This window comes from Niallia nealsonii (genome assembly GCF_002835805.1).
GTDB lineage: Bacteria > Bacillota > Bacilli > Bacillales > Cytobacillaceae > Niallia > Niallia nealsonii.
Map to the genome: position 1 here is coordinate 12,428 of NZ_PISE01000051.1, position 24,957 is coordinate 37,384.

21 protein-coding genes are annotated in these 24,957 nt (G+C 35.0%); 4 read left to right on the forward strand and 17 right to left on the reverse strand.

Translation table 11 applies throughout. From position 1 onward, the window contains the following. Positions 1–94 precede the first annotated feature (94 nt). Both CWS01_RS19635 and CWS01_RS19640 read right to left on the reverse strand, forming a co-directional pair. A complete protein-coding gene (locus CWS01_RS19635) occupies positions 95–1,834 on the reverse strand; it encodes a phospho-sugar mutase (RefSeq protein WP_101178901.1) in 1,740 nt (579 codons plus the stop codon). A gap of 120 nt (positions 1,835–1,954) precedes the next feature. Then, positions 1,955–2,527, reverse strand: a complete 573-nt coding sequence (locus tag CWS01_RS19640) for a cupin domain-containing protein (protein WP_235852127.1) — start codon at positions 2,525–2,527, stop codon at positions 1,955–1,957. Positions 2,528–2,876: 349 nt separating this feature from the next. Between CWS01_RS19640 and CWS01_RS19645 the strand changes: the two genes are divergently transcribed. Continuing rightward, positions 2,877–4,568, forward strand: coding sequence for a methyl-accepting chemotaxis protein (locus tag CWS01_RS19645; protein WP_101178902.1), 1,692 nt, complete (start codon positions 2,877–2,879; stop codon positions 4,566–4,568). A gap of 144 nt (positions 4,569–4,712) precedes the next feature. On the opposite strand, the gene CWS01_RS19650 is transcribed toward CWS01_RS19645, so the two are convergent. The 4 genes from CWS01_RS19650 to CWS01_RS19665 all read right to left on the reverse strand — a co-directional run bounded on the left by CWS01_RS19650 (position 4,713) and on the right by CWS01_RS19665 (position 10,390). Continuing rightward, the gene (locus CWS01_RS19650; protein WP_235852128.1) at positions 4,713–6,191 is read right to left on the reverse strand and encodes an MFS transporter; all 1,479 of its coding nucleotides are present in this window, start codon (positions 6,189–6,191) and stop codon (positions 4,713–4,715) included. Positions 6,192–6,607: 416 nt separating this feature from the next. After that, the gene (locus tag CWS01_RS19655) at positions 6,608–8,041 is read right to left on the reverse strand and encodes an NAD-dependent succinate-semialdehyde dehydrogenase (protein ID WP_101178903.1); all 1,434 of its coding nucleotides are present in this window, start codon (positions 8,039–8,041) and stop codon (positions 6,608–6,610) included. Positions 8,042–8,320: 279 nt separating this feature from the next. Further along, on the reverse strand, positions 8,321–9,244 hold the full coding sequence (locus CWS01_RS19660; protein WP_101178904.1) for an LCP family glycopolymer transferase: 924 nt from the start codon (positions 9,242–9,244) through the stop codon (positions 8,321–8,323). A 156-nt stretch (positions 9,245–9,400) separates the two neighbouring features. Continuing rightward, positions 9,401–10,390: an NADPH:quinone oxidoreductase family protein gene (locus CWS01_RS19665; RefSeq protein WP_101178905.1), complete on the reverse strand. Its 990-nt coding sequence runs from the start codon at positions 10,388–10,390 to the stop codon at positions 9,401–9,403. A 167-nt stretch (positions 10,391–10,557) separates the two neighbouring features. On the opposite strand from CWS01_RS19665, the gene CWS01_RS19670 reads away from it, so the two are divergent. Then, positions 10,558–12,291, forward strand: a complete 1,734-nt coding sequence (locus tag CWS01_RS19670) for an ABC transporter ATP-binding protein (RefSeq protein ID WP_101178906.1) — start codon at positions 10,558–10,560, stop codon at positions 12,289–12,291. A gap of 184 nt (positions 12,292–12,475) precedes the next feature. Here CWS01_RS19670 and CWS01_RS19675 read toward each other — a convergent pair whose 3' ends face one another. Next, positions 12,476–13,324, reverse strand: a complete 849-nt coding sequence (locus tag CWS01_RS19675) for an NAD(P)-dependent oxidoreductase (protein WP_101178907.1) — start codon at positions 13,322–13,324, stop codon at positions 12,476–12,478. A gap of 239 nt (positions 13,325–13,563) precedes the next feature. Here CWS01_RS19675 and CWS01_RS19680 point away from each other — a divergent pair, with 239 nt between their 5' ends. Further along, entirely contained in the window at positions 13,564–14,307 is a 744-nt protein-coding gene (locus CWS01_RS19680) for a GntR family transcriptional regulator (RefSeq protein ID WP_101178908.1), read from the forward strand. Between the two features lie 201 nt (positions 14,308–14,508). Here CWS01_RS19680 and CWS01_RS19685 read toward each other — a convergent pair whose 3' ends face one another. From CWS01_RS19685 to ric, 7 genes are all read right to left on the reverse strand, one after another. Then, positions 14,509–15,477 (reverse strand): SIS domain-containing protein, encoded by a 969-nt coding sequence (locus tag CWS01_RS19685; protein WP_101178909.1) that lies wholly within the window; start codon positions 15,475–15,477, stop codon positions 14,509–14,511. A 128-nt stretch (positions 15,478–15,605) separates the two neighbouring features. Continuing rightward, entirely contained in the window at positions 15,606–16,442 is an 837-nt protein-coding gene (locus tag CWS01_RS19690) for a sugar phosphate isomerase/epimerase family protein (RefSeq protein ID WP_101178910.1), read from the reverse strand. Positions 16,443–16,475: 33 nt separating this feature from the next. Then, entirely contained in the window at positions 16,476–17,321 is an 846-nt protein-coding gene (locus tag CWS01_RS19695) for a fructoselysine 6-kinase (protein ID WP_101178911.1), read from the reverse strand. Positions 17,322–17,335: 14 nt separating this feature from the next. Continuing rightward, positions 17,336–18,058, reverse strand: a complete 723-nt coding sequence (locus tag CWS01_RS19700) for an amino acid ABC transporter ATP-binding protein (protein ID WP_101178912.1) — start codon at positions 18,056–18,058, stop codon at positions 17,336–17,338. Next, complete coding sequence (locus tag CWS01_RS19705; protein ID WP_101178913.1) at positions 18,045–18,707, reverse strand: amino acid ABC transporter permease; 663 nt, start codon at positions 18,705–18,707, stop codon at positions 18,045–18,047. Before CWS01_RS19705 ends, CWS01_RS19700 begins: the two co-directional genes overlap by 14 nt. A 114-nt stretch (positions 18,708–18,821) precedes the next feature. Continuing rightward, complete coding sequence (locus CWS01_RS19710; protein WP_101178914.1) at positions 18,822–19,646, reverse strand: transporter substrate-binding domain-containing protein; 825 nt, start codon at positions 19,644–19,646, stop codon at positions 18,822–18,824. Positions 19,647–20,181: 535 nt separating this feature from the next. Next, a complete protein-coding gene (ric, locus tag CWS01_RS19715; protein WP_101178915.1) occupies positions 20,182–20,871 on the reverse strand; it encodes an iron-sulfur cluster repair di-iron protein in 690 nt (229 codons plus the stop codon). Positions 20,872–21,030: 159 nt separating this feature from the next. Between ric and CWS01_RS19720 the strand changes: the two genes are divergently transcribed. Further along, complete coding sequence (locus CWS01_RS19720; RefSeq protein WP_235852129.1) at positions 21,031–21,708, forward strand: Crp/Fnr family transcriptional regulator; 678 nt, start codon at positions 21,031–21,033, stop codon at positions 21,706–21,708. A gap of 83 nt (positions 21,709–21,791) precedes the next feature. Here CWS01_RS19720 and CWS01_RS23240 read toward each other — a convergent pair whose 3' ends face one another. The 3 genes from CWS01_RS23240 to CWS01_RS19730 all read right to left on the reverse strand — a co-directional run bounded on the left by CWS01_RS23240 (position 21,792) and on the right by CWS01_RS19730 (position 24,490). After that, entirely contained in the window at positions 21,792–21,914 is a 123-nt protein-coding gene (locus tag CWS01_RS23240; protein WP_268877088.1) for a hypothetical protein, read from the reverse strand. Positions 21,915–22,080: 166 nt separating this feature from the next. Further along, complete coding sequence (locus CWS01_RS19725) at positions 22,081–22,809, reverse strand: ZIP family metal transporter (protein ID WP_101178917.1); 729 nt, start codon at positions 22,807–22,809, stop codon at positions 22,081–22,083. Between the two features lie 199 nt (positions 22,810–23,008). Next, positions 23,009–24,490: a glycosyltransferase family 2 protein gene (locus CWS01_RS19730; protein WP_101178921.1), complete on the reverse strand. Its 1,482-nt coding sequence runs from the start codon at positions 24,488–24,490 to the stop codon at positions 23,009–23,011. Between the last annotated feature and the right edge of the window lie 467 nt (positions 24,491–24,957).

Below are 24,957 nucleotides of genomic sequence, written 5' to 3' on the forward strand. Positions count from 1 at the left end.
TTTTAAAATTTTTCATAAAAATTTTAAAAACATAAAAAGGGATTATCCCTATACTAATCTATTAGGATAATCCCTTTTACACTTCTTGTATTTTTTAGTTATTGTATCCTTCAATCACTTTATTCACTTGAACCATTACTCCTTCTTTAAGAGCCGCTAATTTGGACTGGCTGCTCTCTAATGAAGGGCTGGTAACGCTGAAATAAAACTTAGCTTTTGGTTCTGTTCCAGACGGACGAAGGCAGAACCATGAACCGTCCTCTAAATAATATTTAATAACATTAGATTTTGGAAGATCAATTAATGTCTCTGTTAAACCTACTAATTTTTTGCTTGTTAAATAGTCTTCTACAGCTGCTACTTTCAAACCATTTACTTCTTCAATCGGCTGATTGCGGAATGTATCCATAATATATGCAATTTGTTCTGCTCCATCTTTTCCTTTAAGAGTCAGAGATTCTAAACCTTCTTGATAGAAGCCATATTTTTCAAAAATTCCGATTAACCCTTCATACAATGTTAAACCTTTTGATTTATAGTATGCCGCTACTTCTGCAGCAAAAATTGCGGATTGGACTGCATCTTTATCACGGACAAAATCGCCAATTAAATAGCCATAGCTTTCTTCATAACCAAATAGGAAAGTATGCTCACCTGTTTGTTCAAACTCTTTAATTTTCTCTCCAATAAATTTGAATCCTGTTAATGTATCAATCGTTGGGATGCCATATGCTTTGGCAATTGTTCTGCCAATTTCAGATGTAACGATCGTTTTAATAACTATACCATTTTCTGGCAAAATCCCTTTTTCTTGTTTTTGCAGCAATAAATACTCAAGCATTAATGCGCCTAATTGGTTTCCTGTTAATACTGTATATTCTCCATTTAGATCTTTGACTGCAACTCCTAGACGATCTGCATCTGGATCTGTTCCAAGCAGAATATCTGCATCTATTTCTTTGCCATAGCCAATCGCAATTTCAAAAGCAGCATGTTCCTCTGGGTTTGGAGATTTAACCGTTGAGAAGTTAGCATCTGGAAGTTCTTGCTCTTTTACAACTGTTACATTTTCAAAGCCAAATGCTTTTAAACCAGCACGAACTGGCTTATTTGCTGTTCCATGTAATGGCGTGAAAACAATCTTCAAATCTTTTACACTATCTAAATTGCTGTTTAATTGAATGCTTTTTAACTCTTCAATATAAGCAGCGTCCACATCTTCTCCAATATATGTTAACAAACCTTTTTCTAATAGCTCTTTTTCTTCTAGCACTTCAATAGTCAATTCATTCTCTACAGCGTTTACATAACGAATAATAATATCGGCAGCTTCTGGAGGCAATTGACCGCCATCTTCTCCGTATGCTTTAAAACCGTTATATTCAGGAGGATTATGACTTGCTGTAATGACTACTCCCGCAAATGTATTTAAATGGCGAACAGCAAAAGATAATAATGGAGTCGGGCGCAATTCTTCAAATACATAAGATTTTACTCCTAATTTTCCAACCACTTTTGCGACTTCTAATGCGAATTCAGGTGATTGATGACGAGAATCGTATGCAACCGCAACACCGCGATTCATTGCTTCTTCGCCTTGTTCCACTATGTACTTTCCTAGACCTTCAGCAGCTTTACGTACTGTGTAGATATTCATTCGGTTAATGCCAGGTCCCAGCTCTCCACGCATACCGCCAGTGCCAAATTCGAGATGCTTATAAAAGCTATCTTCAACCAATTTTTCAGATTGTTGCAGTTCTGCTAATTGTGCTTTTAAATTTGGTTCTAAATCTGCAAAGCTTGTCCATTTTTCAACAATTTCTTTATAAGCCATAATCCCAGGGCCCACCTTTACCAATATATTTTTACTATCTTAACATTACCTAAATTTTGTATATAAGTAAAGCCTTTTTAGGGGATTCTTCCCCCATTCTATTCTATCTACATTTGCAAATTATCGATTTGTTTTACTCCAAAATTTCATAAGGGGTCCATCTTCCCCATAGACTGGATCTTTACTCGGAAAAGCCACTTTTTCAATTTCTTCTTCAGCTCCTTCTAGATCTTCTTTTGTATTTTGCTTAAGGTTAAATTCCTGTCCATCTGGATACGCGCCAATTACTTGAAAGTCAATGGATGCAGATAATTTTTTATGTCCAGTTCCCGCTGGAAGCACTAATATATCTCCACTATTCACAATAACTTTTGTGCCCGATTCTCCACCAATCAATAATAAGCCTGATCCTTTTAAGATGCCAAGAACTTCATGTGCATTGCTATGATAATGATGAAAATAATAAATTCCATTAATCCAAGTGTTTTTCCAATTATTGGACGTTATAAGCGTTTCTATTTTATCTTCATTATTCTGAAATACCTTTTTATAATGCAAGACAGGTAAAGTTGGATTATTAGGTATATAGCCATTTTTTTCGAAATAAAAAATTGTTACATCCGATTTTGTCATATAAAGCTGCACCTCTTTTCTTCTATTACTTTGTACATACCCATAATTTAAATCGTTCATTCCATTTACATCCTAATAAAGTGAACCTTCAATCAGGTTTTTAATCAGCAAGTTAATTCCCACCTAATAATAAATTTCTCGCTTTCTCTCATAATCTCTTAGATAAGGGTGAAAAGCCTGTTAATGCATGATAAAGATTAGATGCCTATTTACATCATTATATCTAGTTGAATTTTTCTTCTCTAAGAGTCTCGCAAGTAACCTTAAATTATATAAGAAAAACAAATTAGAAAATTCTGTTTTTAAATAAAATATTAAATTGGAACTTTTATTACCGATATATGTATTATGCCCTGAAGGCAAACTCTGTTATTAAACATAGAAAACAATATAGGAGTAGTGGAAATAAATGAACTTTAGTATTAAACAAAAATTAATTGGGAGTTTTTTACTTATCTCTCTCTTTTTTAGTCTTGCTGCAGTCTATTCTTATTCAAGTGCAAAAAAGACGGAAACATCCTATCTATATATTATTAATACTGTTTCGGAGTTACGGATAATCGCAGATGAAATTCAAACAAATACGGCCTTGCAGTCTGGCTATTATCGCGGTTATATGCTGTATAATGATAGTATATTTAAAAATCGTCTGAACAGTGCAAATTCCAATATAGAAAATCTTGTTTCAGAAGGACATAAATTAGCCCAAATAGATGAAACACAAAAACGCTTAACCGAAATAGGAGAATTAAATAAAGAATATGGCCAAAAGGCAAATTCTATTATGAATTCTGCACAAGGAAATAAAAAGGAAGCCATAAATAATGGATTACAGCAGCTTGTCCCCATTGCCAATGAGCTAACAGAAAAAACAACTTCTCTAAGTTCATGGCTAAAAAAAGAATTGATAAAACCTGAAATAGCTAAAGCAAAACAAGAAGCAGAAACACGTATGATAATTATGATAACATTAGGCATCGCAACTACTATTTTAGCGCTCCTTATTGGGATATCCCAATCACTGATTCTAACAAAAACATTAAACAAACTGAAAAACGCAACAAAAAAAGTGGCGGAAGGAAATCTGCAGATTGAGCCTATTAAAATAAAACAAAAAGATGAATTGTATGAGTTAAATCATTCTTTTAATCAAATGAAAAACAATTTAGTAGATATGGTTGCAAATATTTCGGTAAGTTCCAATCATGTTGCAGCAAGTGCTGAACAATTAAACGCAAGTGCTGAACAATCAAGCAAAGCAGCAGAAACAATCACATCGTCCATTCAGCAAATTGCAAGTAGAAATGAGTTTACCTCTTCAATTCTAGTGGATAACTCTCAAAATATTGCATTTATTTTTGATAACGTATTAAAGATTGCCGAGGAAGCAGAAGCTGTTTCTAAACTTTCACAAATGACAACAGAAAAAGCGATAGAAGGAACTGCTTCTGTTGAAAATAATTTGAAACAAATGAAATTTATTAAAGAATCTGTGGCACGAACTAATACTGTTATTACTTCTTTGTCTAATCGTTCAAAAGAAATTGAAGATATCGTAACATTAATTAGCAATATTGCTGAACAAACAAATTTACTGGCACTAAATGCAGCTATTGAAGCAGCAAGGGCTGGTGAACATGGCAAAGGGTTCTCCATTGTGGCAGAAGAGGTTCGAAAATTAGCAGAACAATCACAAAGCTCTACCAAAAGCATTGGCAATTTAATTCAGGTCATTCAAAAAGAGACAACAGAATCCGTCCATACTCTTCAAGAAGCTATAAAAACAGTTGAAAACGGCGCGGTGCTGTCTGAAAAATCAGCATTAGCATTCTCTGAAATAGTGAAAAGCACCAAAAAAGTTACTCCAAAATTAATGGAGGTTACCCAAACCATTTCTGATATAACAAGCCGTGTAGAAGAAGTAGATACATCCGCAAAAGAAATTGTTTCCTTATCCAAGCAACAGGCCATCAGTACGGAGGAATCAGCAGCATCGACAGAAGAACAACTTGCTTCTATGCAAGAAATTAATGCTTCTGCAGAAGCACTAGCACAGATGGCGGAGGATTTGACATATATAGTCGGTAAATTTAAGCTTTAACTTGATTTATTGATAAAGTGAAACTTCAATCAGGCTTTTACGGGCAAGTTTCTACCCACCTAGATTTCTCGTTTTCTCTTATAATCCCTTAGGTGGGGGTCAAAAGCCCGTTAATGCGTGATAAAAGGGAATTCGGCGTTAAAATTAGACGAGATTCCTCTTTTTCCTTTCTGATTCTGCACTTTTCCACATGCATTTAAAAAAATAAATCCCAGCTAAAACTGTTAATACTCCTAATAATAAAAATAAATAATGGAAACCTATCATTACTTGTGCCGAATCGGCTCGGGGGTTCTTCATCCAATCTTCTAAAGAAAGATCAAGCCAACTATTCATCAAGGTAATGCTGACAGCTGTTCCAAGAACCATTCCAATATTCCTTAATAAAGCAATTGTACTGCCCATCATTCCTAAATATTGTAATGGAACATAAAACATCATAATACTATAATTGGGCGATGTAAGGATTCCCATTGAAAATCCCAAAAAACAAAATAGAATAATTAAAATTGGCAAAGTTGTATGTTCAGTCAAAAAGCTTAATGTGAACATACTAATACTTAAGAAAAATAAACCGATAAACACTATTTTTATGCTGCCAAAACGATCAGATAAAGAACCGCTAACAGGTCCAAATAATGCCAGCAACAATGGATAACACATTAAAAGTAAACCAGAATGTTCTGCTGAATAATGCAGCACTCCTCGTAAATAAAAAGGCAAACTGACCATTGCAGCAAATGTTGCAGCATAACTAATCGTTAATATAACTCCCCCTGAACGCACCATTAAGGAAGAAAAAATTCGCGGATCAATAAATGGATATTCCACTCGTTTGCTTCGATACATGAATCCTAAAAAGGCAATGATGCTAGCAGCCATAATCACAAATAAAAAGGGCTTTGCCACACCTTCTCCAATACTATTTAATACATAAACAAATGTTACAATGCTTACACCAAATAACATGCTGCCAAGATAATCAAAGGAAGACTTATAAAACTGTTTGTCCAAAGGAATAAACTTTTGTGCCAGAACAAAAGCAGCCAAACTAATGGGAACAATTGTCCAGAAAAGAATATGCCAAGAAAATGCCTCAATTAATAGCCCGCCTACTGATGGTCCCAATAATGCACCAAAACCGACAGATGTACTAATAATTCCTAATGCTTTTCCTCGATGCTTTTCTGGATAAGCATCTGTTACAATCGCCATATTAACAGCTTGAAGCATAGCCGCACCAAAACCTTGCACTATTCTGCATATAATTAATAATTGAATGGAAGTTGATAATGCAGAGACACCGGCTCCTACTGCAAAAATAAGATATCCCCAATTATGTATTTTCCTTTTGCCATATTGATCTGCCAACTTCCCCATAAATGGCAAAAAAAGCATAATTGAAAGTAAATAGCCATTCACTATCCACTGAGTCAAAGCAAGACTTGATGAAAAATAAAGAGAAATATCAGTAAGAGCAATATTCACAAACCCTGCAGAAAAATGAGAAAGGAAGGCGCCTGCACATACAGAAATCAACAGCAGAATAGAATGCGTTTTTTGCTTATCCATTCTATTTAGACCAGTTGTTGGCACCCCGTTTACTACATCTGATTTTTTCATACATATCACCTTTTTAGGCAGTGATCTACCACCTCAATTTTCAACTATATCCATAAATCCATATTCTATTTTCAAACAAAAAATGATTAGTAACACTTGAGCTTTAGCAAAGATTTATAATAGTATCTGTTATTGTTTCAACTATATCCGCTATTTTTACAGGGAAACACTAAAATATAATCAAACATCTTAAAGTGAATTTTTTTTGAGCGCAATAAATGCCCTTTAGAAAAAGGCTGTTTTCTAAAAGATTGTTGTTTTTCGGATAGTCTCCATGAGCAAAAATAAATTGATTGGAGTGAAAGGTGCGAGCATCCTGGAACGGAAATCAACCTGCTCCTTTAAAACAAAGTGTACGAAAACAGCCTAGAAAAAAACTAGATGAGCTCAAAACAGCTCATCTAGTCTTAATTATTCTATATATTTAACTCGAGGGATAAATATTTATATTCTAAATAATCTTCTATCCCATATTTTCCTCCTTCACGGCCTATTCCTGATTCTTTTATCCCGCCAAATGGAGCCTGTGCCGTTGTTGGCAATGGGTCATTTATGCCGATAATGCCATATTCCAAACTTTCTGAAACCCGAAAAATCCGCGAAACATCGTTTGTATAAAAATAAGAAGCGAGACCATATGGGGTATTATTGGCCTGCTCGATCACTTCTTCTTCTGTTTCAAATAAAAAAATAGGGGCAACAGGACCAAATGTTTCTTCAGACGAGATTTTCATTTCATTTGTAGCATTCATTAAAACGGTTGGTTCATAAAAAAAGCCTGCTTCAAACTCTTTTCCTTCAGGCCTTTTGCCGCCATAAATAATTTTCGCGCCTTTTTGTACGGAATCTTCAATATGTTCTTTTGTTTTGGCAACCGCTTGTTCATTAATTAACGGCCCAATGGTAACACCAGGTTTTTTTCCATTTCCCACTACTAACTTCTTCATTTTTCCGGTTAAAATTTCAGCAAATGCATCCGCAATATTTTTTTGTACATAGACCCTATTTGTACACACACAAGTTTGGCCTGCATTACGAAATTTACTGGCAATTAAACCATCAGCAGCACGATTTAAATCTGCATCTTCAAAAACAATAAACGGAGCATGCCCTCCTAATTCCATGGAAACTTTCTTCATGGTATCTGCTGCCTGACGCGCAAGCTCTTTTCCAACCGCAGTAGATCCTGTAAATGTGATTTTTCGCACATCTGTGCTTTTCATCATTTCTTGCCCTATTTCTTTCGGAATGCCATGAACCAAATTTAATACACCTTTTGGAACACCTGCTTCATGAAAAGCTTTTAATACTTCTATTGCTGTTAATGGGGTCGATTCTGCCGGCTTAATAACGACTGTACATCCAGCAGCTAATGCAGGGGCAATTTTCCGTGTAATCATTGCAATTGGAAAATTCCATGGCGTAATAGCTCCAACAACTCCTACTGGCTGCCTCATGACAATAATTCGTTTGGTCGGGGAACTGGATGGCACTGTGTCTCCATAGATTCTTTTTCCCTCTTCTGCATACCATTCTAAATAGTCGCAGGCAGTATTGATTTCACCAAGCGCTTCTGCAATAGGTTTTCCCATTTCGGACGTGATAATTTCTGCAAGCTCCTCTCTTCTAGAGCGCAGAATAGAAGAGGCATTTTTTATATAATGAGATCGATCATTTGCCGTTAATTTTGACCATGGCTTTAATGCAGCTTGTGCCGCTTCTATCGCCTTTTTTGCATCTATTGATCCACCCTTTGAAACAGATTCTACCACTTCTCCTGTAGCAGGATTGTACACCGGATACGTTTCTTTTGATTGCGCCTCGCACCATTGTCCATTTATGTATAGCATTTTCTCTCCCTCTTTTCTTTTAATTTTAGTCGATTCTAAGTTTGTAGATAGTTCCATTTTAGCAGAGTACGTATTGCCAGTTCCTTTTTAATGCTCATAATCTGTTGTTATTTTGCATATCTCCATTTATTTGTTTTACTATTTATCTCCTTTCCTAGCAGCATATTTAAGTATGTTAAATAAACCCGTTGATTTTTGATTTACTAAGTTCTTGGCCTTATTAACCGCGAAATAGTAAAAAGCAGCCCAGACTATTTCTTTCTGAGCTGCTTCTTCTTATTATTCTCCTAAATTTTCCTTTAGCATCTTATTTACTTTTGCCTTTTCCTCGTCTGAAACTACTAGATAATAGCTTCCATTAATAGTTGCATCCGATCCTTTTACTTCGTACTGTTCAATATTATTACGGACATTTCGGTAATTTTTTTGTATCTTCATCATTTCATCGAAAGTAATATTGGTTTTTACATTGCTGCCTAATGCGTTTAGTATATTATCAAAATGAGAAACAGTTTTTATACTTGCTGCTTGGTTAATAATTGCCGTAATAACTTTCCTCTGTCTTTCATTTCGCCCAAAATCCCCCTCTGGATCAAGGTGACGCATGCGGACAAACCCCAATGCTTTTGCTCCATCTAATTGTAATGTTCCTTTTTTATAATGATACCCTTTTTTATAATACCCCTCATCGATCCAATCAAGGTCATTTTCAACTGTTATGCCTCCAACTGCATCTACTAGATCACTTAATGCTTCCATATTTACTTGAATATAATAATCCATATCTATTCCTGCAAATTCTTCCACCGTATCTAATGTCATTTTAACGCCGCCATATGCATATGCTGCATTAATTTTATTTGTTGTGCCTTTGCCGACAATTTCTGCTCTTGTATCGCGAGGAATGCTGACCATCTGCATTTTTCCAGTAGTTGGATTAAGTGTCATAACAATTAAGGTATCCGATCTTCCAACATCCCCTTCTCTCTCATCCACTCCCATTAAAAGAATTGAGATTGGTTTTTTGTTGCCAAGGGCTTCTTCCTTTTGCTTTGCTTCCGTTTTCGTCTCTTCTTCCACTGGTTCATACATTTTGCCTGCTGTTTTTTCCACATAATTATATAAATAAGCAATATAAGCACCAATTCCGATAACAAGGACCCCAACGATAGAAGCAATTGTAATAATAACTTTTTTCTTCATTTTCTCTCTCACTTTCTACTAAGTTTTCTAAAAGCAAATCAACCTTATTCTACTAATCTAACATGAAAATTAAATGAAAATTTCTGAACACTTACTGCTAAATGACAAAAAAATACTCTCCGCTACATAAAGAGAGTATTTCAATCTATATTTTTGTTATATTTTCACAATAATTCGTCCCTTTATTTCGCCAGATAAGATAAATGACAATTTATCTGGAAGCTCAGCAAGGCTTACTTCTTCATAAATAAAATCCGCTAGATTAACTGGTTTAAAATCATTTGCAAGGCGCTGCCAAATTTTCTCCCGATCATCCATCGGACAATAAACAGAATCAATGCCAAGTAGATTTACACCACGCAAGATAAATGGAAAAACACTTGTAGGCACTTCTCCTCCAGCCGTTAATCCGCTAACAGCAACCGAACCATTGTAGCTAATTTTGCTGAGAATGGCCGCTAACTGCTTGCCGCCAACAGGATCAATGGCTCCTGCCCATAATTGTTTATCAATTGCTTTTATCGTTCCATTATAAATTTCTTCTCTTCCGATAATTTCTTTAGCGCCTAGCTTCGTTAAATACTCTTCTTCTTTTTTGCCAGTGCTTGCCACAACATCGAATCCCAAATTTGCTAAGATATTTACACCAAAACTGCCAACACCGCCAGTTGCACCAGTAACAAGAACTTTTCCCTTTTCAGGCGTTAGCCCATTATCTTCTAAACGCTGAACAGAAAGAGCTGCTGTAAATCCAGCCGTACCTATAATCATTGCTTCTTTTAAAGATAGGCCCTCTGGAAGAGGAACAAGCCAATCACTAGGAATTCTTGCATATTCACTATAGCCGCCAGTATGCGATACCCCAATTTCATAACTTGTTGCGATTACCCTATCTCCCTCTTTAAACCTCTTATCTTCAGAAGATACAACAACTCCTGCTAGATCAATTCCAGGAATATGAGGATATGACCTGACTATTTTTCCATTTGGTGTACTTGCTAGTCCATCTTTATAATTAATGCCAGAATAATGCACTTTAACGACAACATTTCCCTCTGATAAATCATTTAATGTTATATCTTTTATTTGTACAGAAAAATCTTCTTCTTTTTTATCTACCACTACAGCTTGAAAAGTAGTTTCCATTTCCGTCACCTCCCATCTATCCTATCAATTAAAAAGACTATGGTCAAAATATAGAAATTACCCTATAAACATAGGGAAAAGCAGAAATATCGTTCTATTTTTTGTCGATACACAAAAAAAGAAATATACTAAAAGTAATTGCTTATTTAGAAAGGAGAGTTAAATATATGGAAAAACAACAACCTGGCTTAAAGCCATTTTTTTCTCTGCTATTGTCGACAAATATTCCAAAACTAGCTCTAACAATAGGCTTAATCGCCAGCGTTATTACTACATTAGCTGGACTTGCCATCCCACTCCTTACAAGAAAATTAGTGGATGGATTTTCTGTCTCATCATTAAGTATTCCCTTTATAATAACCATTGGAGCTGTTTTTATTGCTCAAGCCGTTATTAGCGGTGTTTCCACTTATTTGCTTGCTGCTGCAGGACAAACTATAGTGGCTCGTCTCCGTGAAAAAATGTGGATAAAGCTTATTCGTCTTCCTGTCTCTTATTTTGATAAACAGCAGAGTGGAGAGTCTGTCAGTCGTATCGTCAATGATACAGGCATTGTGAAAGATTTAGTTTCCCAGCACTTCCCCCAGTTTGTGTCAGGACTGATTTCAATCATTGGCGCAATTATCATTTTATTCATAATGGATTGGAAAATGACGCTCCTAATGCTTATTTCCGTTCCTATTACGATGGCCATCATGATACCATTAGGAAAAAAGATGGGGGCCATATCTCGCGGCTTGCAGGATGAAACGGCAAACTTTACTGGTGATATTCAGCAAACTCTGTCAGAAATTCGCTTAATGAAAGCATCGAATGCTGAAACATTCGAAGAACAAAAAGGAATTAACGGCATACATAAATTATTGGGGTTTGGACTAAAAGAAGCCAAAATCTTCGCCATGATTGCCCCAATTATGTATTTTGTTGTCATGCTTGTAATTGTAATGATTATTGGTTATGGAGGCATCCGTGTAGCAAATGGCGAAATGTCTACAGGAACGCTTATTGCATTTTTGCTTTATTTATTTCAGATTATCTTCCCTATTACATCTTTTGCTATGTTTTTCACCCAATTGCAAAAAGCCAAAGGAGCAACAGAACGAATGATTGGCATTTTGGAACTTCCATTAGAAGAAGGACAAGAAGGATTAGAATTAAGCATTACGAATGAATCCATTTATGTAAAAAATATTTCTTTTGCCTATGAAGAAAATGAGCCTATTCTGCAAAATATTTCTTTTGCAGCACATCCTGGAGAAATGATCGCATTTGCGGGGCCAAGTGGCGGCGGAAAAACCACGATGTTTGGATTATTAGAACGATTTTACGAACCAACTAGTGGTGAAATTCTTATTGGAGATGCCTCTATTCATCAATTATCCCTTTCATCATGGCGCAGTCAAATTGGCTATGTCTCACAAGAAAGTGCGATGATGGCAGGTACTATTCGAGAGAATTTATGCTATGGATTAGGAAATAAAGATACTATCTCAGATGATCGCTTATGGGAAGTTGCTAAAATGGCTTATGCAGATGACTTTATTCGTTCTTTTGCTAATGGATTGGATACAGAAGTTGGCGAACGAGGTGTTAAACTTTCCGGTGGCCAAAGACAACGAATTGCAATTGCACGTGCTTTTTTAAGAAATCCCAGGGTTTTAATGATGGATGAAGCAACGGCAAGTTTGGATAGTCAATCAGAAGGAATTGTCCAACAAGCTTTAGCTCGTTTAATGGAAGGCAGAACAACATTTGTCATTGCCCACCGTCTTTCAACTATTGTAGATGCAGATAAAATTATTTTTATTGAAAAAGGCGAAATAACTGGTATTGGGAAACACCATGAATTAATTCGAACACATAGCTTGTACCGAGAATTTGCTGCACAGCAGCTTGCATAATCGACTATAAAAAAGTCGGATTTTGTCGAATAATAGCTATTTAGTGGAAAAATGCAGCAATCTTAACAAAAAAAGCAGCAAACCAAAAATAAACCGCAACAATCACTTCTAAAATTGCAGCAATAAACCTTGATGCACACCAGTAAATGCAAACAAATAAGCAGGAAGGGTTGCCCCTTGCTGCTTATTTGTTTGCTAATTGTTTTATGACTGCCATAACGTCTAAATCTCCAAGGTTATTGGCAAGCGCCTGCTGAAAAGTCTCATAAGCAGATGCGCCAATTGGCAATAACTCATCTGTTTCATTTGCAAGACGCAAATCTTTTGCCATATGCTTTAGTGCAAATGCAGCAGGATATTCATTATGCAGGATACTTGGTGTTTTCATTTTAGATATCGCCGTTCCAACTGCACTCTCCGATATAATTGTCAGCATATCTTCTTTTTTAATGCCTTGTTTTTCCGCAAATAGCACTGACTCAGCAATTCCTTGCACTGTGATGCCTAATAATAAATTGATGGCTAGTTTGGCATTACTTCCTGAACTAGATTCACCTAAATATATAGACATTTTACTCATCGGTTCAAATAATTTTTTTACCTGTTGGTACGCACTTTCTTCCCCACCTGCTAACACAATCAAAGTGCCATCTTTTGCCGGCTGTACACTTCCAGAAACTGGCGCATCTATAAATGCTGCATTAAACTTTTTTGCCTCAGCAAATAATTCTCTAGACGTATGAGGGGAAACTGTGCTCATATCAATAAAAACTTGTCCCTCTTTGGCCAATCCAAACAGGTTATTTTCAAGATATAAGCTTTTTACCGCAGCATCATCGGAAACCATTGTAAATACAACATCACTAGATTCCACTATCTCTTGTAGATTTTTCCCCTGTGTTGCTCCTTTTTCGACCAACTCTTTTCCTTTTTCTGCAGTTCGATTATACACGTTTACTTCATATCCTGCTTTAAGCAAATTTAAAACAATAGGTATCCCCATATTTCCAAGTCCAATCCAGCCTAATTTCATGTAACATCCTTCCTTTCTATGTATATATGCATCTTAAGAATAGCATATTCTTTTATACGGATAATACGATAAAGCACTTACATTTTGTCTTTATTATGGAGTTATCCATTAGCTTTTTCAAATAAACACTAAAACAATTATTCATATAGATAGAAGGCAAACCTCTTCTATTCATACTATAATAAAAGGATATCTGCTATAATATCGATAACAATACTTCGTAAAGGGGAGATAATTCCTTGCTTAATAGCGATAGTTCTATTCCTTTATACTTACAGCTTAAACAAGCGATTACAGAAGAAATTAATCGAGGCACTTATTTGCCAGGAGAAAAGCTTCCTACTGAAACTGAGTTATGTGAACAATATAAAGTGAGCCGCATCACTGTTCGAAAGGCAGTGCTGGATTTAGTAGAAGAGGGTTCTCTTATTAGACAACAAGGAAAAGGTACCTATGTAAAACGGCCAAAGCTGCAAAGAGAACTTGTATCTGTGTCTGGTTTCTCGGAAAATACGGTATCCTCTGACAATACACCACATAACAAAATACTATCCTATCAAATAAAAGCAGCTTCTAGAAATATTTCCGAAAAGTTAAATATTCCACTTGGATGCAATGTATTAGAATTAAAAAGAATGCAGTATATGGAAAAACAAACTTTATCCCTTGAAATCACCACATATTCTTTGGATCTTTTTCCTAATTTAGAGAAGCAGCTTAAGCAAAACAAAAATATCTCCATGCATCGTATTTTAAAAGAACATTACGATGTTATTCCTGCATACGGAGACAAAGTGGTAAATGTGACGTTTGCTAGTGCGGAAGAAGCTGAATTGCTAAAATGTACTGTTAGTGATCCACTTTTTGAAATTGAAAAAATTGCCTATAATGATGAAAAAGTCGCTATCTACTATTCGTTAATTTATTATCATACAAGCCAAGTAAGTCTAACCATTACAAGCCCATTTCATTCTCATCAATGAGTTTTAAGCTACTGCAACTCCTTTCTATTTTTTATCTACTCTAAAAATCGGCGGGGCTTTTATTGTCCGTTAATAAAGGATAAACATAAAAAAGCTGGCATTTTTCCACATGCCAGCCTTTTTATGTTTAAATGAATTCTACTATATAGGATAGTGTTGATGAATTTTTTTTATTAATTATAGTCTATCAAGCATTTACTTTTAGTATTCTAATTTCCACATATATCTTCTTTTTGTTAATGGATGGTTACGAACGATTGCCAACTGTTCTGCATACACACGCAATACTCCTGAAATTAACATTGGGTTAAAGTAGTCTACTACTTCGCTTGCAATAGCGGAACCTAAACCATAGTCTTTCGCATCTACTACTGTTGTTTTTGCATCAAAACGATTTAAGAAATCTAATGCTCTTGAATCCATTTCTCTTGTTCTTCCATCGTTCATTAATAATAGGAATGGAACATCTTTATCCACTACTTCGAATGGACCATGGAAGAATTCTCCATCATGGAACGTCCCTGAATTGATCCACTGCATTTCCATTAATAAGCAAATAGAGAATGAATAGGCAACTTCGTGTGTAGCGCCACTGCTCATTACATAAATTACTTCATCATCTTTATAAGATTCTGCAAATGCTTTTGCTACTGGTCCAACAGAAGAAACTGCTTTTTCTATTAAATCATAGATTTTGCTGAATCCATCTTGCATTTTATCATAATGCTCGTAGCCTTCAAATTGATTTAAGATCTCTACAGCCAATCCTAAAACCTTTGTCATTTTCTCCATTTTCGCAGCATAGTTTGCTTCAAATCCATGAAAAACTACATAGTCTGCATCATTTGTAAGTGCTGAACCTTCTACATGTGTTACAGCAATAACGTGGGCTCCTAATTCTTTTGCTTTAGCAGTTGCTGTAACAGACTCCGGTGTTGCCCCGCCTAATGAACAAGTTATAACAATACTCGTTTCATTTACTGAAATTGGTGTAGCAAAGTTAAATTCATTCGATGTATATAAACTTACTCGCAGGTCATTTGCATGGCCTTCTAAAAAATATTTAGCTGGGTATAATTCTGCTTTTGAAGCACCGCATCCTACAAAAAATACACTTTTAATGTTTGGCTGTTTGTCTTTAATTGATGAGATAATTTGTTTTAATTCCATTTGTTCATTCCTCCAAAATAGGTTATATATTTAAACGATAAGAATCTATCATTTATATCCAATGTCAAACGACTCATAAAATCTTTTTATCTAACAGATTAGATCAAATAAACGATCTACTTTTTCTCTCAATCATTCATAAACGGAATAAATGCTTTCATATTGCGTTTATCATGTTCAGCTGGATTTTCAAAATAACGGGAATCAGTTATTTCTTGTCCTAAATATCCTTTGTAGCCATTTTCCTTCAGTACGGTTAAAAATTCTTCTAAATTATGATGGCCGTCTCCCCAAATCAAATGACCATAAGGGTTTCCATCAACAAAATGGGTATGAATGATATCACTATGAAACACGTCGAACCAATCTTGCAATGTTTCGCCAGCTACTCCCATCGCGGTTGTGTCCACTAGAATTTTTAGATTTGCATGATTGATTTCATCCATCATTCTTTTTGCATCACTTACGGTTGTAACTAAATTGGACTCTTCTGGACGCAGGCTTTCTAATGCTAAGGTAATTCCTTCCTGCTTTGCTATCTCTGCTAATTTAGAGAGCATTTCACGAGATCTTTTCCAAGCCTCTTCCCGGTCCTCATCCAAATACCCCCAACCTGAGTTGCATTGCATAATCGGACTTCCTAGTTCTGCGCATGCTTTGATGCCATTTGAAAAATATTGAAAACTTTTTTCAAAGATTTCCGGTTTTGCAGCAGCAAACTGATATTGATACATACAATTTTCTGGTGTAAAAACTACGAGTTCTAAGTCTCGCTCATTGATTTTTTTCTTTAAAACTTTGCAGTCAGAATAGGTTGTTGGATCTAAATAATAATGAGGAATCCCTGTCCAAAACTCGATTGACTTTATTCCGGCTTTTGCTTGTGCGTCTAAAAAATATTCTAGAGAATACCGCATATAATGGATATTCATTCCAGCCACTTGTTCCCTATTAATTAAAGCCAATTCACTAACCACCTTTATTAGCATTCTTTAAAATTAGGAATATATTTTTCCAAAACCAAATGAACCATCTACTAAACATTGTTGAGAAGAAAATTCGGCAGCTTTCTCAAGACTTTCTTTTATAATCGTCTGTTTGCCTGCCTTGCCAGTTTCTAGTCCCCTTAAATAGTTCACCATAAAGCAAGTGATAAAAGAATCTCCAGCTCCCATTGTATCTATCGCTTTAACCAGTTTCGGCTCTTGCAGATAAAATGTGGATCCATCATATAGTAGAGCGCCTTGTTCCCCCATTGTACAGAGCACCAGTTTGCACCCTAAATTTATAACCTTTACCATTAAATTCAACATGTCATCTGTTTTTAAATGACTACAAGAAAAGTAGGCATAATCGATTTTTGCAGCAATTTGATTTATCTGCTCTTGTGTAAAATCAGATGAAAAATCAAAACCAATTGGCACGCCCAGCGCTTTAATTTTTGACAGTTCCTCTTCACTAAAACCATATAAACCAGTGTGCAGCAGATCGAACCCTTTTATATAGTTAAGATCCTCTTGCGTTAAATTCAAACCATGTTCTCGCAAAACGCCACATCTATTGCTTCCTAAGAAAACACGATCGCCATTCTCTAATGTTACTCGTGCACAGCCATTTTCTCCCTCATATTGCTTGCTATGACTGATGTCTAATCCAATTTCTTTTATGCTACCTTGAACATGCCTCGCTTCATTATCTGTTCCAAAAGCACCCAAGAATGCTGCTTCTGTTCCTAATCTTTTTGCATAAACAGCAAAGTTCAAAGCATTTCCACCAGGATACATCGTGTTAATATGTTCATATTTGTCGACAACATTATCTCCTAATCCAATTACCTTTATCATAATAAAAACCTCACTTATAGCACTTTTGATAGAAAATCAATTGTTCTAGGATGTTTCGGATGTTCAAAAAATTCTTTTGGATTATTCTCTTCCAAAATTTTCCCTTGATCAATAAATAGAATGCGATCCCCAACTTCTTTTGCAAAACCCATTTCATGTGTAACAACTACCATTGTCATTCCTTCTCTTGCAAGATCCTTCATAACAGCTAAAACTTCCCCTACCATTTCTGGATCAAGAGCAGAAGTAGGTTCATCAAACAGCATCACTTCAGGTTTCATTGCTAAAGCTCTTGCAATCGCAATCCGTTGCTGCTGTCCGCCAGATAAAGAAAATGGATACACATCTATTTTTTCCAACAATCCTACTTTCTTAAGGAGTTCAATGGCTAATTCTTTTGCTTTTTGCTGCTTCATTCCCTTTACTCTAATCGGTGCATGGCATATATTCTGGCACACCGTCTTATGTGGAAAAAGATTAAATTGCTGAAAAACCATGCCCATCTTTTCTCGGACTTTATCAATATTGATATTTTTTCCAGTAATATTTTGACTATCGAGGCAGATATCCCCGCTTGTCGGAGTTTCCAGCAAGTTTAAGCATCGCAAAAATGTACTTTTACCAGAACCAGATGGACCAATGACTACTACGACTTCTCCTTTTTGGATACTAACATCGATTCCTTTTAAAACTTCAGCCTTTCCATAGGTTTTATGTAAATCTTTAACGTCTATCACTTGTCTTTAACCTCCGTTCTACAACTCCTAGAATTCTAGATAATGTAAATGTCATGACTAAATATCCAAGTGAAGCAACCAAAATTGGTTCCAATCCCAGTGCCGTATTTCCTCTTACAATCGTCGTTTTATACATTAATTCTGCGATACCTATAATAGAGACAATAGATGAATCTTTAATACTTCCTATAAACTGATTGCCTAATGCAGGTAAGATATTCTTAAAAGCTTGGGGCAATATAATGTCAAACATTGCTTGCCTTTGATTCATGCCTAAACTTCTTGCAGCCTCCATTTGTCCTCTACTTACTGCTTCAATGCCAGAACGAATCGTTTCAGAAATATATGCAGCCGCATTTAAAGATAACGCGATTGCTCCAACTGCCAAATCTGGAATATCGTATCCCGCAAATAGAAGAGGGACTCCGATATATATAATGTAGATTTGTGCAAGAAGTGGTGTTCCTCTTATAAATTCCACATATATATCACCGATTAATCGAATAATATAGATGGATGATCTTCTTAGAAAGGTTAGTGCTACACCAAAAATGCTTCCTAATATAACCGCAATCACAGCAAGAATAATGGTGATATAAGCACCTGTTAAAAAGAATTGATAATAATCTCCTAAGAATGAAAAGTTCAACTTTTTCCCCCATTTCATTAAGGTATTTTTGGATGACACACCTTAACTTCTATGATGCAAAGCCAGGTGTATGATGAATTTGCATCATAAAAGGAATGGTGAAAAATAGTTCGTTTAATCTTCCAACTCTACTCCATCCATTGCGTCTTTCAGCCATTGTTCATAATCTGGTTTTATTCTTTCAATGGTGCTGTTGATTGTATCCATTATTTCTTTATCTGTTCCATTTGGCATCGCAATAGCAGCACCTGCTGATGGATCTTCATAATAAATTTCACTAGCAACAATAGAAGGATTGCCTTTTGCAAGCAAGGTAGCCGTTGGAATGTCCACTAGAACAGCATCTACTTTTTTATTTGCTAAATCTAACGATAGTTCTGTTGATTTTCCTAATAATTTTAATTCTGCATTTGGAAGCTCTGATTCAAGAATAGATTGCTGAACAGATGTTTTAATTGCTGCTATTTTTTTGCCTGCTAGACTATCTGCTGTTTTATATTTATTAAGATCTGCTTTTCTCACCATCATGACGTTTCTGCCCTTATAGTACACATCAGTAAAATCGGCATTTTTTTCTCTTTCCTCTGTAGGACTCATTGCTGAAATAATCATGTCAATCTTTCCGCTTTGAAGGGCAACAAGCAATCCATCAAAATCCATATCTTTAATTTCGTATTCCACACCTAAGTCTTTTGCTACTTCTTCTAATAACTTAATATCGGAACCAACAATCTTGTCTTCGCCATCTTTAATAGAATGATATTCATATGGTGGAGTTGCAGCCATTGTTCCAACAACAATTTTCCCTTTTTCTTTAAGGCCTTCCAACCCACTTGCTGAAGTACTGCTCTTTGTTGAAGAACCGCAGCCTGCTAATACAAAACTCATCATACTTACTAATAAAACTGCTGATATTGTTTTAAGAAGTTTTCTTTTCATGCTTTTATCCCTCCATTTTTCATATTAGATATTGATAAGACGTTATAAATCGTTATAAAATATTCTAAAAAAAAGGAATTTTCGAATTATTTAATGTAAAAATATATTTCTTTCTAAATACTTATACATTTTTTAAATAAAATTACGATAGCCAATTCATTATTTTTTACTATTAAGTCCTTTGTATAAAACCATAAACCTCTTCTTATATATTAAATAATCTCTTTTCTCATTCCCTCGCTTTCTTTATGGATTATACTTTATTTTTCAATGATGTTATATAACGTTATATTGATAGGATAATAGAATTGTAGAGATATGTCAATGAAAATTCCGAAAATTCTACAATTAAATGTTAGGAAACTTCACATGCGATAAAATCCCCTTTAAATCTAGCCTTCTGCCTCTTATTTTTGCTTATTTCATCTGTTTTAAAAACAGTGAAGCCTACTTAAATAATATTCACTCATTTCCTTCTCCAAAATAAAGCAGCATCAGTTTCAAAAGAAACCAATGCTGCTTCATTCCTGTCTAATTATATTCTTTTAAATAAAATATTATTTTCCAAATGAATATGATCAAAGGTCATTGATTCTAGCTCTTCTAATTTTAAGTAGGTTAAGCGATAAGTATTGCATGCACCTTCTGGAATCTCAAAGTCATTTGTGGCTGATCGAATATTTTTTAAATATTCTCCAGCCTCCTCATGTTCTGATTCTAAATGATCAATCTCCGCTTTAGCCTTTTTCAAATCCTCATCTGCTAATGTTTGCTCGTAGGCTGCAATATAAGGGAATATAGATATTTCTTCATCTTGCAAATGCTGTTCCAAGTCTTTTTTTAATAAGAAAAAATTATCATATACTGCTTTTAAATGGGAATCTCTTTGGCCATGCACCCGGTATACTTTCGTTACAAATGCACTTAATTCATCTAACATTTCTCTTGTTGATTGATGATATTTTTCATTAATATGATCCATAAGATTTTTTAAGGAACTAGTTGTCCAATCTATTTCATCTTCTTGATTATATACTTGATACATAGTATTAATACTATCTAAAATTTCCTTTGTATCTAATTGTTTCTCTTGCAGCACTTCACCGATTGGACGATTTCCTCCACAGCAGAAATCTATCTTATATTGTTTAAAAAGCTTGCTAGCTCCTGGAAATTTTGTGACAATATCACCTGTTTTCATTGATTCAGTAAAAATAGCAGTCATAAAAGCAGCTCCCTTTTTTTAGAATATCATTAGTATAACTAGGGAAGAAAATAGAAAATAGGATTCAAATCACATTTTTTATTTTTATGTTATAATTTTTTTAGTTAGACATATTATTGATTGTGAAAATATGAGCATATTAGCGAGGTGAATATGATTATGGATTATTGCGCAAAAAGAGTTCCCATTTTTTATTCTCTATCCAATAAAGAAATAGAAAAAATAACAAAAAAAGTACAGCATCTATACTTTAAAAAAGGACAATTATTAGTAGCTGAGGGAGAATATGCTGATTCTTTATATATTATTCATAGTGGAAAAGTAAAGCTTATAAAGCTGACTGTTCATGGAAAGGAACAAATTCTGCACTTATTAACAAACGGCGATTTCTTTGGAGAGAGAAACTTATTTGCTAACACAGAAGGCAATAATTTCAGCGCCTACGCAATGGAAGATACCAAAATTTGTCTACTTTTAAAAAAAGATTTTGATGAGATGATGATAGCAAATCCTGAAATCTCTATTAAAATTTTAAAAACGATTATGGACAGGCTTTCTCATACAGAAGATTTAGCAAAAATATTGGCTACAAAAGATCCCGAGGTCCGAATTGCTCATTTATTGGATGAGTTTTGCGCAAAATTCGGAACCATAACAGAAAAGGGAGTGTTAATTGATCTGCCGATTACACGAGAAGAGATTTCAAACTATGTGGGATTAACAAGAGAAACAATCAGCCGTAAGCTAAGCAAGTTCGCTGACATGGATTTGCTAACATTAATAGGAAATAAACAAATTTTAGTTAAAAACCAAAAAATTTTCAGCGAATGGTTTTAGTCTCTCCACTTTATTGTGAGAGACTAACCATTATTGCTATATTACTCAAAACTTTATCTATTATTTTTCCATTGAATAATGGATTAATGCCAATATTTTTTTCTTGCTTCATCTGTCCATTCAATTTGTTTTGCACCTTCTAGTTGTTCCTCTGACCCGTTCCCTATGTTTACTGTTCCGTCATAAAAAATTGGTTTATTATCCATCTCCAGCCTCCTTTTTATTCATCATAAAACGTAATAATTCTTAAAAAAGAACATTTAAAAGACCAAATTATACATATAGTATGTATTCATTAAAAATAGTCCTTTTATAAAAGCAAAACAAAAATAAATGCTATTGATCTTTTAAAATCAATAACATTTATTTTTGTTATAAAGAATCTAATATTAAAGAAGTAAGCAAACCTAATGCAGCAATTAGACCCGTAATGGCACCTCCTTCTTCAAAGGCTTCTGGCATCATGGTAGATCCGACCATTGCAATAATGCCTCCAGCCGCAAATGCTGCAATACCCGCCATCAATTCCTCTGTGGCATTGTCTAAAAGGGTATATCCTAAAAAAGAACAGACAGCAGAAATGACTAGTACGGAAAACCATAAAATGAATATTTTCTTTTTTGAATAATTGCTGTTTAATAAACCGGCTGTACTTGATAACCCTTCAGGAATATTGCTGATAAAAATAGCAATAACAAGGAGCATGCTGACTGTTTGCTGACCAATTAGACTTGCTCCAATAATGATCGATTCTGGAATAGCATCCATTACGGTACCAATGAAAATAGCTAATCCAGATGAAGTTTTTGAATGGTCCCCTGACGATCTTTTTCGATTTTTTGCGCCTTTTTTTGAAATAAGGATATCTAAAATTGAAAATATAGAAGCTCCAGCTAAAAAACCGGCTGCCGTAGCAAATAATCCTCCGCTTTCCACCGAATCTTCTAATAATTCATAAGTAGAAGCTCCAATTAAAACGCCTGTACCAAATGCCATGATAAAACCAATCAATCTTTTTTTTATTGGAAGAAAAACCGCTGCTAATGCGCCTAATAATACAGCAGATCCAGATATCCCTCCCCACATTGCTGCGTGCCACATAAATAATTAGCCCCCCTGTTTTTTCCACTTGAATATAGTGTACTGTTCCCTTTATTAGAGAAAAAAAACAAATTATTTTATCTAAACAGCAACTAAAAAAAAGACTATCCCTTTATTTACATTTTGGAACAGCCTAAAGACAATAAGATATGAAGTTGTATATTCTATATCTACTAATTGAAGTTAGCTCTTCGAATAATTATGCCGTATGCCTTCCACGTAATGTCCAAATCTGATAGATCATCATCAATGATTTGATAATCGTTAAATAGGTTAGTGCTATCCAACCTGTCATTAGATAGGGGCTAATTGCTTCTTGTACTCTACTGCTTGTTAGAAAATCTTGATATGCAAAACATAAATAACATCCAGCTGCTATTGCTACAATGGTTAAAATAATTCCTTGCAATAGTTTGCTGCTTGTTTTACCAGATTCTGCTGCATATTGGTTAGCCCATCCATCTTTTTTGTTTGCGGATAGTTTTCCAAGCCACACTTGACTGAATGTCATTAAATTCACCCATAAATACAGTTCTGGACTTATAAGCAAGCCAGCTAAAATAACATCAATCAGTCGATTCATCGGTGTTTTTAAAGCCAATATGACATTTAATACAGACGCAAGTGCGATTGGTATAATCCATACCCACGACCAATAAAACTGATCGGTGGCAAGTGCAACAGATAATAAAACAATAAACATAGCACGTATCACCAAATCAGATAAAAGCTTCATTTGATTTCGCCATATTTTCCCTTTATGTCTCGTTTGAACACTTAAATCTTTATTTGTCAGCAAGTCAACTGTACCAGAATTCCATTTATTGCGCTGCTCACGGAAGGTATGATAAGAGCGCATTGCATCAACAAAACATCTGCCTTTTGGACTAATAAGTGTTTTCCAGCCAGATTTCTGCAGCTGCCATGTTAACAGCATATCTTCTACATCGCTGTCATTTTGCCATGGTCCATCCAATTTATTATGATTCAATACTTCTTGAAGCGCTTCTGGTCTAAATAATGTGGCTTGCCCTCCTAATACATAGGTGCTGCCTCCATGATACTGAAGATCTAAAAGCCAACTTGCCATATCCTGCTTCTGCTGATGTGTCCACCAGCGAGCAACTGGACCACCATACTCCCCGCTCGCTAATTTTTCTTCATAATAAACATCATGTTTAGAAAGAAGGCTTTTCTTTTTCGGCATACGCATTGTATATTTTGCCATGACCCCGCCAATATTGCGGGCACTCATCAAACCTTCCCATAAATAAGTTAAACAATTAGGTGCCAGCCTGCTGTCTGCATCCATCCCTAATACAGCTTTGATGCTCTGTTTGTACAATTCTTCATGTTCTGTAAGCTGTTTATTATATATATCTAGCAAATCTCCATAAAGTAATTTCCAGCCAGCGTTTAAGGCCCCCACTTTTCGGAGTTTATTATTTTCTGTAATGATGACCTTTAAATTTAAATTAAATTCTTCTCCGGCTGTGATTGCTTTTTCTTCTGTACGATCTGTACAATTATCTGCAATCACATATACATCCAACTCTACCCCTTTAGGAAGCAATTGGTCATTCAAGCCTGCTAAACAATCACGAATAGAATTTTCTTCATTATGTGCGGGAATTAATGCAACAATTCTTGGCTTCATATAGCTTTTTTTAATGCCAGGCATATTAAAAAAAGATATACTCCCTCTTTCTTCTTCTAAAACTAATGACAAGCAATCCACCAACCTTCGTAATTTTTCCTATTTATATGTTCCATCCCACACATTCGTTCTTTAAAAAGAACGAATATTTAAAAAAATTTAAATTCAATTTGTTCTTTATATTCATCTAAACGTTCTTAACTAAGAACATATTAGCACCTATATCCTATATAGTCAACGAAAAATTCCCCTCCCGTTTAACAATTAATATGAAACTATAGTCACTAGTAAAAAAGTTTCAAAAAAACCCCCATTTATACCTGTTGTTTGTTTCGGCAAAAAAATTCATTATAGTGAACGAATCTGTTCTATTCTAAAAATTAATTATTATTATATTTGAGCTATTGGTTATATAGGTATGTGAAAAAAAGTATCATTATTCCATTGAATAAAAAAACTGCATGCCTTCTTTGAACTGCCCCTAAATTGTT

What these genes read in the sequence shown, in the direction of transcription:
- CWS01_RS19635 (WP_101178901.1), bottom strand. Translation starts at nt 1,834, where the DNA reads ATGGCTTATAAAGAAATTGTTGAAAAATGGACAAGCTTTGCAGATTTA.
- CWS01_RS19640 (WP_235852127.1), bottom strand. Translation starts at nt 2,527, where the DNA reads ATGAACGATTTAAATTATGGGTATGTACAAAGTAATAGAAGAAAAGAG.
- CWS01_RS19645 (WP_101178902.1), top strand. Translation starts at nt 2,877, where the DNA reads ATGAACTTTAGTATTAAACAAAAATTAATTGGGAGTTTTTTACTTATC.
- CWS01_RS19650 (WP_235852128.1), bottom strand. Translation starts at nt 6,191, where the DNA reads ATGAAAAAATCAGATGTAGTAAACGGGGTGCCAACAACTGGTCTAAAT.
- CWS01_RS19655 (WP_101178903.1), bottom strand. Translation starts at nt 8,041, where the DNA reads ATGCTATACATAAATGGACAATGGTGCGAGGCGCAATCAAAAGAAACG.
- CWS01_RS19660 (WP_101178904.1), bottom strand. Translation starts at nt 9,244, where the DNA reads ATGAAGAAAAAAGTTATTATTACAATTGCTTCTATCGTTGGGGTCCTT.
- CWS01_RS19665 (WP_101178905.1), bottom strand. Translation starts at nt 10,390, where the DNA reads ATGGAAACTACTTTTCAAGCTGTAGTGGTAGATAAAAAAGAAGAAGAT.
- CWS01_RS19670 (WP_101178906.1), top strand. Translation starts at nt 10,558, where the DNA reads ATGGAAAAACAACAACCTGGCTTAAAGCCATTTTTTTCTCTGCTATTG.
- CWS01_RS19675 (WP_101178907.1), bottom strand. Translation starts at nt 13,324, where the DNA reads ATGAAATTAGGCTGGATTGGACTTGGAAATATGGGGATACCTATTGTT.
- CWS01_RS19685 (WP_101178909.1), bottom strand. Translation starts at nt 15,477, where the DNA reads ATGGAATTAAAACAAATTATCTCATCAATTAAAGACAAACAGCCAAAC.
- CWS01_RS19695 (WP_101178911.1), bottom strand. Translation starts at nt 17,321, where the DNA reads ATGATAAAGGTAATTGGATTAGGAGATAATGTTGTCGACAAATATGAA.
- CWS01_RS19710 (WP_101178914.1), bottom strand. Translation starts at nt 19,646, where the DNA reads ATGAAAAGAAAACTTCTTAAAACAATATCAGCAGTTTTATTAGTAAGT.
- ric (WP_101178915.1), bottom strand. Translation starts at nt 20,871, where the DNA reads ATGACTGCTATTTTTACTGAATCAATGAAAACAGGTGATATTGTCACA.
- CWS01_RS19720 (WP_235852129.1), top strand. Translation starts at nt 21,031, where the DNA reads ATGGATTATTGCGCAAAAAGAGTTCCCATTTTTTATTCTCTATCCAAT.
- CWS01_RS23240 (WP_268877088.1), bottom strand. Translation starts at nt 21,914, where the DNA reads ATGGATAATAAACCAATTTTTTATGACGGAACAGTAAACATAGGGAAC.
- CWS01_RS19725 (WP_101178917.1), bottom strand. Translation starts at nt 22,809, where the DNA reads ATGTGGCACGCAGCAATGTGGGGAGGGATATCTGGATCTGCTGTATTA.
- CWS01_RS19730 (WP_101178921.1), bottom strand. Translation starts at nt 24,490, where the DNA reads ATGCCTGGCATTAAAAAAAGCTATATGAAGCCAAGAATTGTTGCATTA.